The following is a 16106-nucleotide window of genomic DNA, read 5'->3' on the forward strand; positions in this document are numbered from 1 at the left end:
CCACGAAGAAACCCGGTAGAAAAGTAACTACTGAATCACGAGTTCCAATCACACAAGCCCTGGCTGGTTGGACGGCAACCCTATTCGCGTCATTGTGCGGGGTGCTCCAGGTGATGATTCGACGGATCTGAAAGACAGGTTCGTAAGCGATGGCGCCCCTTGCGCCAGAAAGGGGATTATTTCCTCATGTCTACCGCAGCTTCCACCCTTTCCGTTGCCGAAGATCGTTCAGCCCGCCTGCAGCAGGCTGGCGCCGGCTGGGGAGAACGCATCTCCACTGCTCCGGACAGCGCCAAACTGACCTTCACTGTTCAGGGCGAGGGCTTCGGCTCGGTGGCCAGCAACATCGTTTCGGGCAAGCACACCTTCACCGTCGACGAGCCAGCTGCCCTGGGCGGCGACGATCTGGCCGCGAGCCCGGTCGAGTACGCGCTGGGCGCATTGATCTCCTGCCAGGTCGTTGTCTACCGACTCTATGCAGAGCAGCTGAACATCCAGGTCGACGACGTGAAGATCGTGGCCAACGGAAACCTGGACGTGCGCGGCCTGTTCGGTATCGACAAGTCGATCCGCCCCGGCTTCACCTCGGTGGATCTCGATGTGCAGATCACCGGCCCGGAAACCGCTGAGCGCTACGACGAATTGCGCCAGGCAGTCGACGCCCACTGCCCGGTTCTGGATCTGTTCGCCAATCCGGTGCCGGTGAGCACAAAGATCTCGCTGGTTTCCAACAACTAGCTGATCAGCATGGCGTTGCCCGCTTCACGGGCGACGCCATGCTTTACACAGAGCCTTGTTTCCACGGCGTGGCACTCATAGGCTGACTGCGAAGGCTAAGGACCGGAAGAAGCTGCCATGTCTGCGCCGAAAATTGTCCAGTGGGACCCAAGGATCCCGAGGCGTCTCGGCAGTGTTGCGACCGGAGAGCAGAACCGCACGGCCATGAAGCAAAACGCCATCGAGATCGGCGGCTACATCCCGCTGAGGGACTGGCGCTGTGCTGGGGAAACGCGTCAACGGATCTGACCACCTGTCTGATGAATGAGTGGGTCTACGACCGCAAGATGACCGATGAAGGAACTGGTCAGCCTGCTGAGCAATTGGACAGTAAGCGAACTAACCACAATTACGACCAGACTCGGCATCCCTGCGAGCCTGCTTCACGCCTGGTCGATGCCGTTACCGACGGATACTGTGCTCCCCTGCACCGCTAGTTTCCGACCGGCTGGTCGCTATAAAGGATGTAGAGATTTCTAGGGTACGTATTCCTGCCGGCAAACGTGTGAGCACCATGGGAGCGTCGGCCAACCGCGACGAAAGCGCTTTCGGAGATCCCGACGACATCCTCCTCGACCGGCATCCCAGCCTGAACTCGCTTTACGGGGCAGGGATCCACAACTGCCCCGGTGCGCCCCTGGCACGGCTGGAACTGCGGGTATTGATCGAAGAACTGATCTTGCGCGTCCACCGGCTGGTGTCCATCGAGAACGATCCGCCGGTCCGCGCCCACTTCCCCGGCAGTGGATTCAGCAAGCTTCCGCTGATCATCTGGTAGTTGGTCGCCAATTTGTCGGAAGAACCGGATAGATTCTAGTCAACAATTAGCTCATCGCACCGGGGAGTCCTGACCTAATGACCGACTACCGCTCTTTCGACCGCACACAACTGATTTCCCGCTACGGCCAGTTGACGTCACCCGAGCAGGCTTGGGCCTGCATGGATATGACTCGTCAGAAACTAATCGACATGATTCACCAGCATGAGCCATTCGAGGAACAGCCTAGGCCCCATTTCCCACCAAACGCGCTGCTGAACCGCCAGCGCAACGAAATCGGTGCCGAGATGCCCTTCACGCTGGGATCCGAAAAGAAGTTGTACTTCTGCTGGGAGCCTGACGCGATCGGTGCCGCAGCCTACCTCGATGTGTCCAGGATGGATCAACGCGTCTGGAATATCGGGGAAGAAATTTCGGCAGGCACCATGGTACTTACCGTCCTTGCCACGACGCCGCCGTTGGTTATGGCATTGGAAACTGTGAATTCATTAGAAGGGCGAACCTACGATGTCCGCCGTGAGGCAACATTCGCCCAGCCGATTTCGTTGCTGGACCTCGAACAGCTGTGCGATTCCGGGCTGCCTCGATCTTCGCAGGCGCTCAATCCCCAGCTCGCGGAGCGCGTTCTCAACGCGTTGACCGGGCTCGTTGAAAATCCGCGCCCGTTGTACCTCGATGCGGGAGCCTGCGGGGTCGATAGCGAGTCGGAAGCTACAGCCACGGTGCATGCCTTGGCCCTCGCGCAGCGACATGATTCAGAAACCGACTACTGCGACGGCTGCCAGACTAATATCAAGGGCAGGAGTACGGTTCACTTCTTCCGCGATCGTCATGTCGATCTGCATTGGGACATCCAGGACCATGTTGATGACGCAGCGTTGCTATGCGCCGATTGCCACCGGCTGATGCACGCACCCACGCTCAAGCATCTCCAGAGAATGCTCGTTGCCTGCCCGGGCTGCGGAGCCCGGAATCCGAAGGAATATTTCTGGGGTATGCCGGCCTTCCCGCCCGATGAAGAGGAATACGTCGTTGGCGGCTGCGCCATTCCGAACCCTCCGGTGCCGAGGTATTCCTGCCGCAACTGCGAACTGAGCTTCGGTGAGCATCCCCATTGGGTGTCGGAACCATTGGCCGACTGATTCCTAGTCTTGCCCAGTGACATGCAGACGCAAAAAGCCGAGGCCTTCAATCCATTCTTGGATCGAAGGCCTCGGCTTTGGTCTTGCTATCGGGTTTGCGAGTAGAACCAGTTGATGTGTTCTTCGAGCAGCTGGGCCGCGCGCTCGCGCTGGTCCGTGGCGAACGCGTGGTGGATCGCCTTGTGCTGGCGGCGCAGCGTGCGCACGATCGGCTGCCAGGACTCGTCATCCGGGATCGACGCGGCCACGTAGTCGCTGATCGAGTTGCGCAGCGACTCCATCATGGACTCGACCACCGCATTGCCTGCCGTGGAAGCCAGCAGCACGTGGAACTCCGCATCGATGCGGTGGAACTCGTCGCGCGAAAGCTGCGGGTCGTCCATGCGCATGATCAGCACGGCGGTGCGGTCCAGGACCTGCTGCGCGTACACGGTGTCCCGCGGGTGCATCTGCGCGGCCCAGGTTTCCAGCAGGATGCGTGATTCCACGATCTCGCGCACATTGATCCCCTTGGCCGCCACGTGCAGTCGCAGCGCCTGGGAGATTCCGGCTGAGGGCTCGGAAATGATCACCGCGCCGGAGTTCGGGCCCGAACCGGTAGAGGTCCGCACGATCCCCATCACGTCGAGGATGCGGATCGCGTCGCGCACCGAAGCGCGGGAGATACCGTGCTGCTCGGCCAGCGCCCGCTCACCGGGGAGTTGGTCGCCCAATGTGAGGACTCCTGACCGCAGGTCGTTCTCAATTGCGGTGAGAACTACCTGGTAGGCACGTGGAGCTGGATTTACTGACATCAAGACCCAATTTTAGCCCGGATTCGGGCTACGGCAGCATCCAGGAGAGGACCGGGGTGGACTGCAGGTAAACCAGCACGCACAGCACCAGCAGCATGCCCACGGACCAGCCGGCGACCTTCTTCAGGATGACCGACTCTTGGCCTTCCATCTTCACCGCGGTGGCGGCGATGGCCAGGTTCTGCGGGGAGATCAGCTTGCCGACCACGCCGCCGGAGGTGTTGGCGGCGACCAGCAGGGTCGGGTCGATGCCGGCGTTCATGCCGGCGGTCTGCTGCAGCTTGGCGAACAGCGCGTTGGCCGAGGTGTCCGAACCGGTCACCGCGGTGCCGATCCAGCCCAGGATTGGCGACAGGAAGGCGAAGAACGCTCCGGTGCCGGCAAGCCAGGTGCCCACGGTGATGGTCTGGCCGGACAGGTTCATCACGTAGGCCAGGCCCAGCACCGACAGGATGGTCAGCGCGGCGTAGCGCATGTTGTAGACGGTGTGCCAGACTTCGGCCATGCCGCGGCCGAAGGTCATCTTGTACTTGCCGCCGCCGTCGTTCATCGAGTAGACCAGCGCCACGATGGTGCCGGTGATCAGCAGCAGGGTGCCCGGGGAGGACAGCCAGGAGAAGTTGTAGATGGTGGAGGACACTGCCTCGCCGTTGGCGTTGACCACAGCTCCATGCAGTCCCGGCCAGCCGAACTTAATGTCGGTGCTGGCAAGCCATGCGGGAATGTCCACGCCCAGCTTCCAGAGCTTGGCCACGCCGAAGATCAGGATGACCAGCAGGTAGGGGAACAGCGCCATCCAGGTGTTGGAAGGGTTCAGCTTCTTGCCGTGCTCGATCGGCAGCGCGGCGGCCTCGGCGGTCAGGATGCGGCCGCGGGCCTCGCCGGCGCCCTTAGGGGTCCAGAAGCGAAGCAGGATCACGGCGGCGGCCAGGCCGACCAGCGAGGCGACGATGTCGGTCAGCTCGTAGGAGAAGTAGGTGGCGCACAGCCACTGGGCCACGGCGAAGGAGAAACCGATGAACAAGGTGGCCGGCAGGGTCTGGCGCATGCCGCGCCAGCCGTCGATGACCAGAACCAGGATGGAAGGAACGAACAGTGCCAGGATTGGCGACTGGTGGCCCACCACGGCGCCGATCTCGGCTGACGGGATGCCGGTCAGCGCACCGGCGGTGGTGATCGGGATGGCCACGGCGCCGAAGGCGACCGGGGCGGTGTTGGCGATCAGCACGGCGCAGGCGGCGCGCAGCGGGGACAGGCCCAGGGCCAGCAGCATGGTGGCGGTGATGGCCACCGGTGCGCCGAACCCGGCCAGCGCTTCAAGCAGGCCGCCGAAGCAGAAGGCGATCAGCACTGCCTGGATGCGGACATCGCCGCCGCCAATTACGTCGAAGACGCGGCGCAGGTCGTCGAAGCGTCCTGAGACCACAGTGACCTGGTAGAGGAAGATCGCCATGACGACGATCCAGACGATCGGGAAGGCACCGAACACCATGCCCATGACGCCGGAGTTCAGCGCCATGCCCACCGGCATATGCCAACCGAAGATGGCAACCAGGATTGCGACGGCCAACGAGCCGAGACCCGCCACGTGGGCCTTGGTTTTAATAACCGCAAGGAGGATGAAAAATGTCAGCAATGGCACGAGAGCGACCAGAGCCGAGATGGCAACGCTGCCAGCTATGGGATCTGTTGTGGGGGTAAACACGGTGTGGGCGTCCTTACTTGTGATGGTCTGACCATACGTGGTCCGACCACCAAGTGTACGAGGTGAGAGCCATCACAACAAGTCTTGACTATCGAGAAAGTTCCGACGTAGTATGGTCAGACCACACTTCGAAAGAGATATTTAGTATGCGGATCGCTCTCTTTGCCACATGCATCGTCGATGCCATGTACCCCGAAACAGCCAAGTCCACGGTGAAAATCCTGGAACGCTTGGGTCATGAGGTCATTTTCCCCAAGGCGCAGGCCTGCTGTGGGCAAATGCACATGAATTCCGGATACATGCCCGAAGCCCTGCCGGTGGTTGAAAACCATATCAATGCCTTTGACACCGACGACTACGACGTTGCCGTGGCCCCTTCCGGCTCCTGCGTCGCCTCGGTCAAGCACCAGCACCCCTACCTCGCCGAGCGCTTGGGCAAGCCGGAGCTGAAGGAACGCGCAGTGGCCGTTGGCAAGCGCACCTACGAGCTCTCGCAGCTGCTGGTCGACGTCCTGGGAATCACCGATGCCGCGAAGCAGCTGGGCAGCTACTTCCCCGAGACCATCACCTACCACCCGTCCTGTCACGGCATGCGCTCGCTGCAGCTCGGCGACCGCCAGCTCGACCTGCTCAAGACCGTCGGCGGCATCACCGTGAACGAGCTTCCGGAGGCCGACCAGTGCTGCGGCTTCGGCGGCACCTTCTCGATCAAGAACGCCGACGTCTCCTCCGCCATGCTCGAGGACAAGGTGAAGAACATCTGCTCCACCGGCGCTTCGGCCTGCTCGGGCGGCGACGCTTCCTGCCTGATGCACATCGGCGGCGGCCTGTCCCGCACCGGCGCCAAGCCAAAGACCCTGCACCTGGCCGACATCTTGGCCAGCACCATGGAAGAGACGGTGAAACTGTGAGCCAGGTATTCCTCGGCATGCCGGCCCCGGGAATGGGCAACCTGTTCGAGCAGGAGCCGTTCCCCCAGGCCGCGCACCGCGAACTGGGCAACACCCAGATGCGCAAGAACCTGCGCCACGCGACGCACACCATCCGCGACAAGCGCCTGCGCGTGGTCGGCGAACTGCCCGACTGGGAGCAGCTGCGCGATGCCGGCAGCGCCATCAAGAACTCCTCGATGATCAATCTTGAAGAGCGCCTGCTGGAATTCGAGAAGAACTTCACCGCCCGCGGCGGCGTGGTCCACTGGGCCCGCGACGCGGATGAGGCGAACAAGATCGTCACCGACCTGATCAAGGAAACCGGCTCCACCGAGGTCGTCAAGGTCAAGTCCATGGCGACGCAGGAAATCGGCCTGAACGAGCACCTGGAAACCCAGGGCATCGAAGCCTTCGAGACCGACCTGGCCGAGCTGATCGTCCAGCTGGGCCACGACAAGCCGAGCCACATCCTGGTCCCGGCCATCCACAAGAACCGCACCGAGGTGCGCGACATCTTCCTGAAGGAGATGCCGGTCGTGGATCCCGACCTGACCGACGAGCCGGCCCGGCTCGCGGAGGCCGCCCGCAAGCACCTGCGCAAGAAGTTCCTGGCCGCCAAGGTCGCCATCTCCGGCGCGAACTTCGCGCTGGCTGACACCGGAACCCTGGGCGTCGTGGAGTCTGAGGGCAACGGCCGCATGTGCCTGACCCTTCCCGAAACCCTGATCACTGTCATGGGCATCGAGAAGGTTCTCCCGAAGTGGGAGGACATCGAGGTGTTCATGCAGCTGCTGCCGCGCTCCTCCACCGGCGAGCGCATGAACCCGTACACCTCGCTGTGGACCGGCGTGAGCGAAGACGACGGGCCGCAGAACGTGCATATCGTGCTGCTGGACAACGGCCGCTCCCGCGTGCTCGCGGACAAGTTCGGGCGCTCCGCGCTGAACTGCATCCGCTGCTCGGCCTGCATGAACGTCTGCCCGGTCTACGAGCGCACCGGCGGCCACGCCTACGGCTCGACCTACCCTGGTCCGATCGGCGCGATCCTCTCGCCGCTGATGACCGGCATCGAGGCCGAGGACAACGGCTCGCTGCCGTATGCCTCCTCGCTGTGCGGCGCCTGCTACGAAGCCTGCCCGGTCAAGATCAACATCCCGGAGATCCTGGTGCACCTGCGCGGGGACGACGTGGACGCGAACCGCGGCAAGCACAAGATCCCGACCCAGATGGACCTGCTCATGAAGGGCGGCTCCTGGGCGCTGGGCAAGGGCAAGAACATCGGCCTGCTGGAGAAGGCGCTGCCGCTGGGCCGTCTGGCCGCCGGCAAGAGCAAGAAGATCAAGAAGCTTCCGGGCATCGCCGCCGGCTGGACCCAGTCCCGCGACATCCCTGCCCCGCCAAACAAGTCCTTCCGCGACTGGTGGAGCGACGAGAAGGAATCCAAGTGAGCGCCAAAGAAGAAATCCTCGGACGCATCCGTTCGGCCCTGGCCGACGCCCCGGCCGCCGAAGACATCCCGCGCGAGTACCGCACCAGCTCGGAGATGAGCGAAGAGCAACTCATCGAGATGCTCGTCGACCGCTTGGTCGACTACAAGGCCGGCGTGGACGTCATCGACGCCGCGCAGATCCCCGCCCTTGTGGCCGCGAAGCTGGGCCAGGCATCCTCGGTGGTCTACCCGCATGGGCTGGACACCGGCTGGCTGTCCGCGCTGCCGCAGGGCATCGCCCGGCGCATCGACGAGCCGGGCGCCCGGCTGAGTGTCGCCGAGCTGGACGAGACCAGCGCGGTGGTGACCTCCTCGGCGGTGTCCATCGCCGAATCCGGCACCATCATCCTTGACGGCGAGCCGGACCAGGGCCGCCGCGCGATTTCGCTGGTTCCCGATCACCACGTGTGCATCGTGCCGGTCTCCACGATCGTGCAGCTGCTGCCCGAGGCCATGCCCCGCCTGACCGTGACCCGGCCGTTGACCTGGGTTTCCGGCCCGTCGGCCACCAGCGACATCGAGCTCGAACGCGTCGAGGGCGTGCACGGCCCGCGTGTGCTGGACGTTTTGCTGGTGCGCGGTCTGTAGCCGAATCGTACAAGGCCATCGCAGCCGGTTCCCACTCCTAACCTCCAGGGAACCGGCTGCGAATTTTTATGCCCGCGGGCTATCTGTTTTGATTGACGAGAAGCTTTTCGCGGCACCAAGCGCAGCACGATGGAGGACCGGCACGTGGGCACCAAGGACACACAGCGGGCGGCCCCGCGCGGACTGCCTGACGCCGCCCTGCGGTTCATCGGCTTCCTGTCCTTCTTCGACCGCTACGGCACCGCACCGATGCTGCTCATGCTGTCGGCCGGAACCGAGCTCTCCTTCGCCCAGGCCGTTGAGCTGATTGCCGCCTATGCCTTGCTCTACGCGGTGGGCCAGCCCTTCTGGGGATTGGTCAGCGACAAGTTCGGCAGGCTCACGGTACTGCGCTGCTCGCTGGTCGGCGCCGCGCTCGGCTCCATTGCCAGCGTGCTATTCACCGCCTACCTGCCGTTGCTGCTGGCCCGGTCCTTCACCGGCCTGATGTTCGGGGCCATGTATCCCACGCTGCTGACCCTGCTCGGAGATACGCGCAAGGGCATTGAACGCGCCCGTGGCCTGTCGGACCTGCAGATCTATTCGTCCCTGGGCACCACGCTGGCGACCCTGGCCGCGGGACTGCTGGCCGCCTACCTCGATTGGCGAGTGGTCTTCATCCTTCCCGCCCTGGGCGCGGTTGCCGCGCTTGTGTCGCTGCGCGGGGTGCAGGAGCCGGCCCGCGCACACGCCACGATGAAGCTCGGGGCCGCAGTGCGGCCGTCCAACCTGCTGCTCTATGCGATAGTTTTCGTTGAAGGCGCGCTGTTGATGGGGTTGCTGACCTATATTGTTCCCGCCTTGCAGAAGTCAGGGGTAGGCGTCGGGCTCTCCGGTCTGCTCGGCTGCGGCTTCGCGCTGGGCGTGATCCTCGGGGCCCGACTGATGCGGCGGTTGGTGGCCCGGTTCTCGCGCACCTGGCTGATCGGTATCGGCGGGGCGGTCCTGTTCCTGAGCTTCGTTCCCTCAGCATTCATCCCTTCCCCCGCCTCCTTCACCTTCACCGGGTTTTTCCTCGGTGCGGCGAACGCGATCATGCATTCATCCATGCAGGGCTGGGCCACCGACATTGCCCCTGAGGCCCGTGCGACAACCGTCTCGCTGTTCGTGTTCTCCCTGTTCTTCGGAGCCTCCACAATGACCTACCTGACCGCGGATCTTGCGGCCGCTGCCGGCTACGCACAGATTTTCGGCTACGGGCTTTGGCTCGGGATCGCCCTGGCAATTATCGCCACGCTGGCGCATGCCAGGTGGAGAGCCGCGAATCCCGCCTAGCTGTGCGTGATGAACTTCTCCGGCTCGTGGCGTCTTTCCCCGCGTCTGTACGGTGCATCCTCGGGATTTCTTGGTTCAATAGACTTATCAATCGCTTTGAGGAAAGGCAACGGCCAGATGACCACGCCAAATAACGAACCCAACAATCCCTATTCTTCGGGCGGCAACCAGAACTGGTCGCAGCCAAGTTCCTCGTACCAGCCGCCGCAATACCAGGCCCCGCAGTACCATGGCCAGAACCAGCAGCAGTTGGGCAACCAGCCGGGCTACGGCTATCCCATGGTGCATCCGGAAGGTGCGCAGCTGGCCCAGACCTCCATGATCCTGGGCATCATTTCCCTGTTCGTCGTGGGGATCGTCCTCGGCCCGATCGCAATTGTTAAGGCGAATAGGGCGGAGCGCGAATTCAACACTTCAGCCACCGTCGGCAAGGTCACCGGGTGGATTGGCACCATCTTTGGAGCGCTGGGGTTCTTGTACATAATCTTCATAATTCTCGCGGTCTTCGTATCCTTCCCCGTCGCCGGAGGTTTCGACTACTGATCTCATTCGGCCCGCGCAACCCGATCTAACGACAAAACCTCCGACCCACGCAGTGCGTGATTCGGAGGTTTTGCCGGTATCGGCCCTGTACCGCCTTCCCCAAGGCGGCAGTCGGGAAAACTATTCTGCGGTCGGCAGGACGAACGAGGCGTCGATCTCGATCTTGACCTTGTCGCTGACCAGTACGCCGCCGGCTTCCAGAGCGGCATTCCAGGTGATGCCGAATTCCTTGCGGGAGATGGTGGTCGAGGCAGAGAAGCCTACGCGGGTGGCGCCGAAGGCATCCACAGCCTGGCCGCCCAGTTCGGTTTCCAGCTCAACCTGCTTGGTGACGCCGCGGATGGTCAGGTCGCCGATGAGCACGAACTCGTCTGCGTCGCCCTTGGTTCCGGTCGACTTGAAGGTCATGGTCGGGAACTGCTCGGCATCGAAGAAGTCGGCACTCTTCAAGTGGGCGTCTCGATTGGCATCCTTGGTGGAAACCGAAGCGATCTGGACGGTGGCCTCCACCGAGGAATCAGCCAGGCTCTCGCCGATGGTCAGGGTTGCATCGAATTCGGTGAAGCTGCCGCGGACCTTGGAGATGCCTGCGTGGCGAACCGAGAAGCCCACCTCGGAGTGCGAGGCGTCCAGGTTCCAGGTACCTGCGGTCAATGGCGAAGTTGCTGCTGCAGTCATGATCAATTCCTTCCGTCAGCACCTACTGGATTAGTTGATGCTTCAATTTGTTTTGCTGATATCAGTATTGCACCAATCAAGTTGAACCGTCAACCACTTATCGATGAAATGTTGTCAAACTTCGACATGCAAACCATAAAAAGCGCTGCTGACTAGTCCTTTCATTTGCCAAACTTTTTTGCCAGCCATGTTCCGCCAAGCAGGATTCATGGACGGGCGGGTCGCGTGAGCACCGAGACCCAGGAAACCCGTTATCGCGGAACAGGAAGATGAACTCGCTGCCGGCCTGGAAGAAATCTGGCAGGAGGGGTCCACCACCACGGCCGCGAGCACCGAAGCCGCAGACGAGGTTGATGGACAACTTGAAACCCGAAACCAAGTCTGAACCCTCGTTGCGGTGGCCGTGGACGCTATCAATGATTAATACACAAGAGGTGTGTTCAGGGAACGTGCTGTTCCCGGAACACACCTCCGGTGCGTTGGATGGCGCCCAGCCCTACGGCTTGGTCACCAGCCCTTGGTCGACCATCCATTCGAAGGCGACATCCGAGGGTTCGCGTCCGACGACGTCCACCTGGTAGTTCATATCCATGAGAGCTTCATCAGTCAGCAGCGGAGCGATCTGCTCCATGATGTCCATTGCCTGCGGGAACTCGCGGATGAAATCACCGTTGAACGCCGGAGCGGCGTTATAGCTCGGGAAGTACTTCAGGTCGTCTTCCAGCACCGTCAGATCCAGCGCCTTGATGCGGCCGTCGGTAGTGAAGACTTCGCCGAAGTTGCAGGCCCCGTCGGCTGTGGCCTGGTAGATCGCACCGACATCGTACAGGCCGATGTTGTCTTCAGAGACGCCCTTGCCGCGGTCGATGTCATAATGCTTGAGCATCGGGGTCAAGCCGTCGCGGCGGGAGTTGAACTCGGGGTCAACGCAGAAGCTCAGTTCGTTCTTGTCCAGCTCTTTGAGCTGCGACAATTTGGTGATGCCCAGACGGTCCGCAGTCTCACGGTTCATGGCCATCGCATAGGTGTTGTTCAGCGGTGCCGGGTTTCCCCATACGATATTGTTCGCCACGTCCTCATCATGCACGGCCTGCCACTGCTTCTGCTCACCGGCAACCGGTTCTTCGTGACCGAGATAGGTCAGCCAGGCGGTGCCGGTATATTCCCAGAGCGCGCTGGCATCGCCGGAGAGCAGCAACTGGCGTGCGGGCTGCGAGCCGGGCACGTTGGTCAGGTCGGTGACGTTGAACCCTGCGACTTCCAGAGCAATCACGGTGATCTTGCCAAGCAGCAGCTGCTCGGTGAAGGACTTCGAGGTCACGGTGGCCTTGGCATCCTCCGGAAGGTCCGGGATGGGCTGGATGCTTCCCGGCGCCGATTCCGGCACAGTGCCGGTGGAAGGGCTCAGTCCGCAACCGGTCAGGCCGATCAACGCGGCGAAGGACAAAGCGATGAGTTTCGATGTTCTTTTCATGAAAGTCCCTTCGGTCGTGCCAGCTGTTCAACCAGGCGACCTATCCAGTCGACGGTCAAAGCCAGCAGCGCCACCAGCAGCGAGCCGGCAATCAGCACGACGTTCAGGTTCAGGTTCACGCCAGTGGTGATCAAGATGCCCAGGCCGCCGCCGTTGATGAACGTCGCCAGCGTCGCGGTGCCCACGAGAAGCACCAAGGCGGTGCGGATTCCGGACAGCATCACGGGTACGGCCAGCGGCAGCTCGACCTTGAACAAGACGGCCAGCTGGCTCATGCCGATGCCGCGTCCGGCTTCCACCAGCCGCTGATCGACCTGTTGCAGGCCAACGATGGTATTGGACAGCACCGGCAGGATGGCGTAGATCACCAGCGAGATCACGGCGGTTTTCGGACCGAATCCCAGCCAGAAGGCCAGCAGGACGATCACGCCGATGGCCGGTGCGGCTTGGCCGAAGTTCGCGATGGCCCGGACGGCGGGAGCTGCCTTGCGCAGCGACGGGCGGGTGAGCAGGATCCCCAGCGGGATGGCAATCAGCAGCACGATCACGGTGGAAATCAGCGTGATCTGCAGATGCTCCTGCGTATATTTCCAGATCGTTGCCGGATCCAGGGTCTGGCGTTCGGTCTCGGTCAGGTCAGCGGTCACAAGCCAGATGACCAGCGCGGCGAATGCCGCCCCGATCGCCACCAGCTGATAAATCAGCCCCTTGGTCTCTTTGCTCATGCCGGCTCCCCACCGCGCTCCGCGGGCTCGACCTCGATATCCACCACGTTGATGGCGCCGGAATTCAAGCCCACCGGAGCTTCGTGGTGATCGTCGGACGCGGAATTCGCCGCGGCGATCGCCTCCATCACCGTCTGCACCGTGATGATGCCCTTGAAGACATCGCGGCGGCCGGTCACCAGGGCGTATTCGGCACTGGCCACCAACATGGTGTCCAGTGCGTCGTTCAGCGTGGCCTGCTCGCCAACGACCGGAAGACCAGGGTCATAGGTGCCCTCGATGATCTCCATGCGGGAGAGCTGGCGGCGGCCAAGTCGGCGCAGCGGACGGCCCCTGGAGTCGAGCACCACGGCCAGTTTCCGCCCTGCGCCCTGCAGCTGCGAGAGCACATCCGAGGCCCGCTTGCCCGGGGTGGTGGTAATTGCATCCACCAGATCCACCTCGTTCACACGGGTCAACGTGAGCTGCTTCAGCCCTGCGCCGGAGCCGATGAAGTTCTCCACGAATTCGCTGGCCGGGTTGGCCAGGATGCGTTCGGGAGAATCGTACTGCTCCAGCTGCGCACCCTCGTTGAAGATGGCGATCCAGTCCCCCAGCTTCACCGCTTCGTCGAAATCGTGGGTCACGCAGACAATGGTCTTCTGCACCTCGGACTGGATGTTCAGCAGCTCGTCCTGCAGGCGTTGGCGGGTGATCGGGTCCACCGCGCCGAAGGGCTCGTCCATGAGCAGCACCGGAGGATCGGCGGCCAGCGCGCGGGCCACGCCCACACGCTGCTGCTGCCCGCCGGAGAGCTCCTTGGGGAAGCGGTCGCGGTACAGCTCGGGATCCAGCGAGACCAGTTCGAGCAGCTCGTCGACGCGGGCTGCGATCTTCGCCTTGTCCCAGCCGAGCATCTTGGGAACCATGGCAATGTTGGCCGCCACGGTCATATGCGGGAACAGGCCGCCGGCCTGGATCACGTAGCCGATGCGGCGGCGCAGCTCGTCGCCGTTCATCGTGGTGACGTCTTCGCCGTTGATGACGATCTGCCCGCTGGTCGGCTCGATCAGGCGGTTGATCATCTTCAGCGTCGTGGTCTTGCCGCAACCCGAAGGGCCGACGAACATGACGATGGATCCCGCCGGGATCTCAAGGGTCAGGCCACCCACGGCGGACTTCTTCTGCCCGGGGTAGGTCTTGGTTACTTCTTCGAGCATGATGGAAGCGCCGGAGACGGTGTGCTCCGAGACGCCGGATGCGGAATTTTTTGAATCAGACACGGATACCTCGCGGGGTAGTCAGTCGGCCGATGCCGAGCAAGATCAGGTCAAGAATGAGTGCCAGGATGACGACGCCGACTACTCCGACGACCACCGACTCAAGCGCATTGGCGCCGCCAAGCCGGGAGAGTCCGGAGAAGATGAATCCGCCGAGTCCAGGGCCCAGGGCGTATGAAACGACCGCGGCCACACCCATCACCATCTGGGCTGAGATGCGCACGCCGGTGAGGATGACCGGCCAGGCGATGGGGATTTCAACGGATACGAGCGTCTTGAGCCGGCTCATGCCAATCCCGCGAGCGGATTCGACGATGGTCGGCTCAATATTGTTCAGGCCCACGATCGCATTGCGCAGGATGGGCAGGGCGGCAAAGAATGTCACCACGATAACGGCGGGCGTCACGCCGAAGCCGAAAGGCACGATCAACAGACCGATGAGCGCAAAGGATGGAACGGTCAGGCCGACGGCACTGACTCCGTTGGCAATTCCCGCTAATGCTTTGTTCCGATACACCAGAACGGCGATCAAAACCGCGATGAACGTCGCCAGGATCAGGCACTGCGCGACCAGCGAGAAGTGCTGCCAGGAGGCGAAAAGTATTTGGCGAGATCGCTCGCCAATGAAATCTCCCACATTAAAACCTACTTCACTTTAGTTTCGTATTTAGCAGTGCAACCGAGTGCTGAGCCAGCCTCAGTTTCTTCCCACTTTAGTCCCGCTTTCAGGGCGAAACTAGTTGGGTTTCCCGTATACAGCATTTGACTAGGTTGTATTTATTGAGGCAGGTCTTGTTTCGAATGTCCGGATTACGGGTGCGCAGTCGCGGGAAATGTAGTTCGATAGGTATATGAAACTAGCTACCCTTCGCCTGGCCAGCGACCCCGGCCATACGACCGCAGCAGTCATCGAGGACGACCGGATTTACTACCTGGAAAATCTGGACACCGTGCAGCGCTTTCTGCGCCTGAACGATGCCACCCAGCAGGAAGTTCTGGCCCGCGCCTTGGTCGGCGATTCGATCGCCGAGGGTGAAGCCGACTACGCACCGGTCATCCCGAATCCCAGCAAGGTGTACTGCATCGGGCTCAACTACAAGGCGCACGCAGCGGAGGTTGGCAAGGAGCTGCCGGAGTACCCTTCGGTGTTCGCGAAGTTCGCTTCCACGCTGTGCGGCGCAAACGACGACATCGAAGTTCCACCGGAGGACCACCGCCTGGACTACGAAGCCGAGCTGGCCATCATCATCGGCAAGCCCGGGCGACGCATCGCCGCCGAGCAGGCAGAAGAGCATATCGCGGGATACGCGGTCAGCAGCGACGTGTCGCTGCGCGGCTACCAGGGACGCACCTCCGAATGGCTGCAGGGCAAGGTCTGGGACAGAACCACTCCGTTGGGCCCCTGGCTCGTGACCCCAGACGAGCTCAAGCCCGACGCGCGCATCACCAGTGTCGTGAACGGCGAGACCGTCCAGGACAGCACCATTGACGACTTGATCTTCTCCGCGGCGGAACTTGTTGCCTATCTGTCGGTCATGAACGAGCTGCAGCCTGGCGACGTCATCCTCACCGGCACCCCCGCGGGTGTTGCCCTGGGCCGGCGCAACGAGCACAACCGCCACCCCTGGCTCAAGGCCGGCGATGTCCTGGAAACCAGCATCGAGGGGCTTGGCACCTCCCGGGTGACCTTCAAGGCGGCCACCCCGGAATAGCGCGCTCCACGGACGATTCCGCTCCCGCATTCATCACGTCGAATGCGGGAGCGGAGTTGTCCAGAGACGAGAATTTTCGACATAAACGTGCCAGTTATTGCCGTTCAGCGAAAATTCCCACGCCTCTGGCGCACGTTGCTGGATCGGAATTTTCTTCACTGGGATCTTATTTTTACCGCAGAAGAATCCGATCTCA

General features: G+C 62.2%; 16 protein-coding genes and 1 riboswitch. Of the genes, 9 read left to right on the top strand and 7 right to left on the bottom strand.

Annotated elements, in window-relative coordinates; translation table 11 throughout:
- Nucleotides 1–33 precede the first annotated feature (33 nt).
- A riboswitch (SAM riboswitch) is annotated at nucleotides 34–155 on the top strand.
- Nucleotides 156–186: 31 nt separating this feature from the next.
- The 3 genes from DFO58_RS11575 to DFO58_RS11585 all read left to right on the top strand — a co-directional run bounded on the left by DFO58_RS11575 (nucleotide 187) and on the right by DFO58_RS11585 (nucleotide 2697).
- Nucleotides 187–738, top strand: a complete 552-nt coding sequence (locus DFO58_RS11575; protein ID WP_053798773.1) for an OsmC family protein — start codon at nucleotides 187–189, stop codon at nucleotides 736–738.
- Between the two features lie 496 nt (nucleotides 739–1234).
- Nucleotides 1235–1555, top strand: coding sequence for a cytochrome P450 (locus DFO58_RS11580; RefSeq protein ID WP_280524257.1), 321 nt, complete (start codon nucleotides 1235–1237; stop codon nucleotides 1553–1555).
- 77 nt (nucleotides 1556–1632) lie between these two features.
- Nucleotides 1633–2697 (top strand): hypothetical protein, encoded by a 1065-nt coding sequence (locus DFO58_RS11585; RefSeq protein ID WP_120990944.1) that lies wholly within the window; start codon nucleotides 1633–1635, stop codon nucleotides 2695–2697.
- Nucleotides 2698–2783: 86 nt separating this feature from the next.
- Here DFO58_RS11585 and DFO58_RS11590 read toward each other — a convergent pair whose 3' ends face one another.
- Together DFO58_RS11590 and DFO58_RS11595 are read right to left on the bottom strand one after the other, a co-directional pair.
- Complete coding sequence (locus DFO58_RS11590; protein WP_047120081.1) at nucleotides 2784–3491, bottom strand: GntR family transcriptional regulator; 708 nt, start codon at nucleotides 3489–3491, stop codon at nucleotides 2784–2786.
- A gap of 28 nt (nucleotides 3492–3519) precedes the next feature.
- Nucleotides 3520–5196, bottom strand: coding sequence for an L-lactate permease (locus DFO58_RS11595; RefSeq protein ID WP_120990946.1), 1677 nt, complete (start codon nucleotides 5194–5196; stop codon nucleotides 3520–3522).
- 146 nt (nucleotides 5197–5342) lie between these two features.
- On the opposite strand from DFO58_RS11595, the gene DFO58_RS11600 reads away from it, so the two are divergent.
- From DFO58_RS11600 to DFO58_RS11620, 5 genes are all read left to right on the top strand, one after another.
- Nucleotides 5343–6107: a (Fe-S)-binding protein gene (locus tag DFO58_RS11600; RefSeq protein WP_047120083.1), complete on the top strand. Its 765-nt coding sequence runs from the start codon at nucleotides 5343–5345 to the stop codon at nucleotides 6105–6107.
- Between the two features lie 17 nt (nucleotides 6108–6124).
- On the top strand, nucleotides 6125–7576 hold the full coding sequence (locus DFO58_RS11605) for a LutB/LldF family L-lactate oxidation iron-sulfur protein (protein WP_053799471.1): 1452 nt from the start codon (nucleotides 6125–6127) through the stop codon (nucleotides 7574–7576).
- Nucleotides 7573–8205 (top strand): LUD domain-containing protein, encoded by a 633-nt coding sequence (locus DFO58_RS11610; RefSeq protein ID WP_120990948.1) that lies wholly within the window; start codon nucleotides 7573–7575, stop codon nucleotides 8203–8205. The genes DFO58_RS11605 and DFO58_RS11610 overlap by 4 nt, the downstream gene beginning before the upstream one ends.
- 144 nt (nucleotides 8206–8349) lie before the next feature.
- A complete protein-coding gene (locus tag DFO58_RS11615; protein WP_286163572.1) occupies nucleotides 8350–9519 on the top strand; it encodes an MFS transporter in 1170 nt (389 codons plus the stop codon).
- Nucleotides 9520–9636: 117 nt separating this feature from the next.
- Nucleotides 9637–10062: a DUF4190 domain-containing protein gene (locus DFO58_RS11620; protein ID WP_120990952.1), complete on the top strand. Its 426-nt coding sequence runs from the start codon at nucleotides 9637–9639 to the stop codon at nucleotides 10060–10062.
- 120 nt (nucleotides 10063–10182) lie between these two features.
- On the opposite strand, the gene DFO58_RS11625 is transcribed toward DFO58_RS11620, so the two are convergent.
- From DFO58_RS11625 to DFO58_RS11645, 5 genes are all read right to left on the bottom strand, one after another.
- Nucleotides 10183–10740: a YceI family protein gene (locus tag DFO58_RS11625; protein ID WP_047120086.1), complete on the bottom strand. Its 558-nt coding sequence runs from the start codon at nucleotides 10738–10740 to the stop codon at nucleotides 10183–10185.
- 496 nt (nucleotides 10741–11236) lie between these two features.
- Entirely contained in the window at nucleotides 11237–12214 is a 978-nt protein-coding gene (locus DFO58_RS11630; RefSeq protein ID WP_120990954.1) for a glycine betaine ABC transporter substrate-binding protein, read from the bottom strand.
- The gene (locus DFO58_RS11635; RefSeq protein ID WP_047120088.1) at nucleotides 12211–12939 is read right to left on the bottom strand and encodes an ABC transporter permease; all 729 of its coding nucleotides are present in this window, start codon (nucleotides 12937–12939) and stop codon (nucleotides 12211–12213) included. Before DFO58_RS11635 ends, DFO58_RS11630 begins: the two co-directional genes overlap by 4 nt.
- Nucleotides 12936–14138, bottom strand: a complete 1203-nt coding sequence (locus DFO58_RS11640; RefSeq protein ID WP_053799472.1) for an ATP-binding cassette domain-containing protein — start codon at nucleotides 14136–14138, stop codon at nucleotides 12936–12938. The genes DFO58_RS11635 and DFO58_RS11640 overlap by 4 nt, the downstream gene beginning before the upstream one ends.
- Nucleotides 14139–14193: 55 nt before the next feature.
- Nucleotides 14194–14835: an ABC transporter permease gene (locus DFO58_RS11645; protein ID WP_053798780.1), complete on the bottom strand. Its 642-nt coding sequence runs from the start codon at nucleotides 14833–14835 to the stop codon at nucleotides 14194–14196.
- A gap of 214 nt (nucleotides 14836–15049) precedes the next feature.
- Between DFO58_RS11645 and DFO58_RS11650 the strand changes: the two genes are divergently transcribed.
- Entirely contained in the window at nucleotides 15050–15910 is an 861-nt protein-coding gene (locus tag DFO58_RS11650) for a fumarylacetoacetate hydrolase family protein (RefSeq protein WP_047120090.1), read from the top strand.
- Nucleotides 15911–16106: the final 196 nt, after the last annotated feature.

This window comes from Arthrobacter sp. AG1021 (assembly GCF_003633665.1).
Lineage (GTDB): Bacteria > Actinomycetota > Actinomycetes > Actinomycetales > Micrococcaceae > Glutamicibacter > Glutamicibacter soli.

Coding starts and splice junctions, on each gene's coding strand:
- DFO58_RS11640 (WP_053799472.1), bottom strand. CDS start 14,138: ATGCTCGAAGAAGTAACCAAGACCTACCCCGGGCAGAAGAAGTCCGCC.
- DFO58_RS11590 (WP_047120081.1), bottom strand. CDS start 3,491: ATGTCAGTAAATCCAGCTCCACGTGCCTACCAGGTAGTTCTCACCGCA.
- DFO58_RS11585 (WP_120990944.1), top strand. CDS start 1,633: ATGACCGACTACCGCTCTTTCGACCGCACACAACTGATTTCCCGCTAC.
- DFO58_RS11605 (WP_053799471.1), top strand. CDS start 6,125: ATGCCGGCCCCGGGAATGGGCAACCTGTTCGAGCAGGAGCCGTTCCCC.
- DFO58_RS11630 (WP_120990954.1), bottom strand. CDS start 12,214: ATGAAAAGAACATCGAAACTCATCGCTTTGTCCTTCGCCGCGTTGATC.
- DFO58_RS11575 (WP_053798773.1), top strand. CDS start 187: ATGTCTACCGCAGCTTCCACCCTTTCCGTTGCCGAAGATCGTTCAGCC.
- DFO58_RS11620 (WP_120990952.1), top strand. CDS start 9,637: ATGACCACGCCAAATAACGAACCCAACAATCCCTATTCTTCGGGCGGC.
- DFO58_RS11600 (WP_047120083.1), top strand. CDS start 5,343: ATGCGGATCGCTCTCTTTGCCACATGCATCGTCGATGCCATGTACCCC.
- DFO58_RS11635 (WP_047120088.1), bottom strand. CDS start 12,939: ATGAGCAAAGAGACCAAGGGGCTGATTTATCAGCTGGTGGCGATCGGG.
- DFO58_RS11625 (WP_047120086.1), bottom strand. CDS start 10,740: ATGACTGCAGCAGCAACTTCGCCATTGACCGCAGGTACCTGGAACCTG.
- DFO58_RS11650 (WP_047120090.1), top strand. CDS start 15,050: ATGAAACTAGCTACCCTTCGCCTGGCCAGCGACCCCGGCCATACGACC.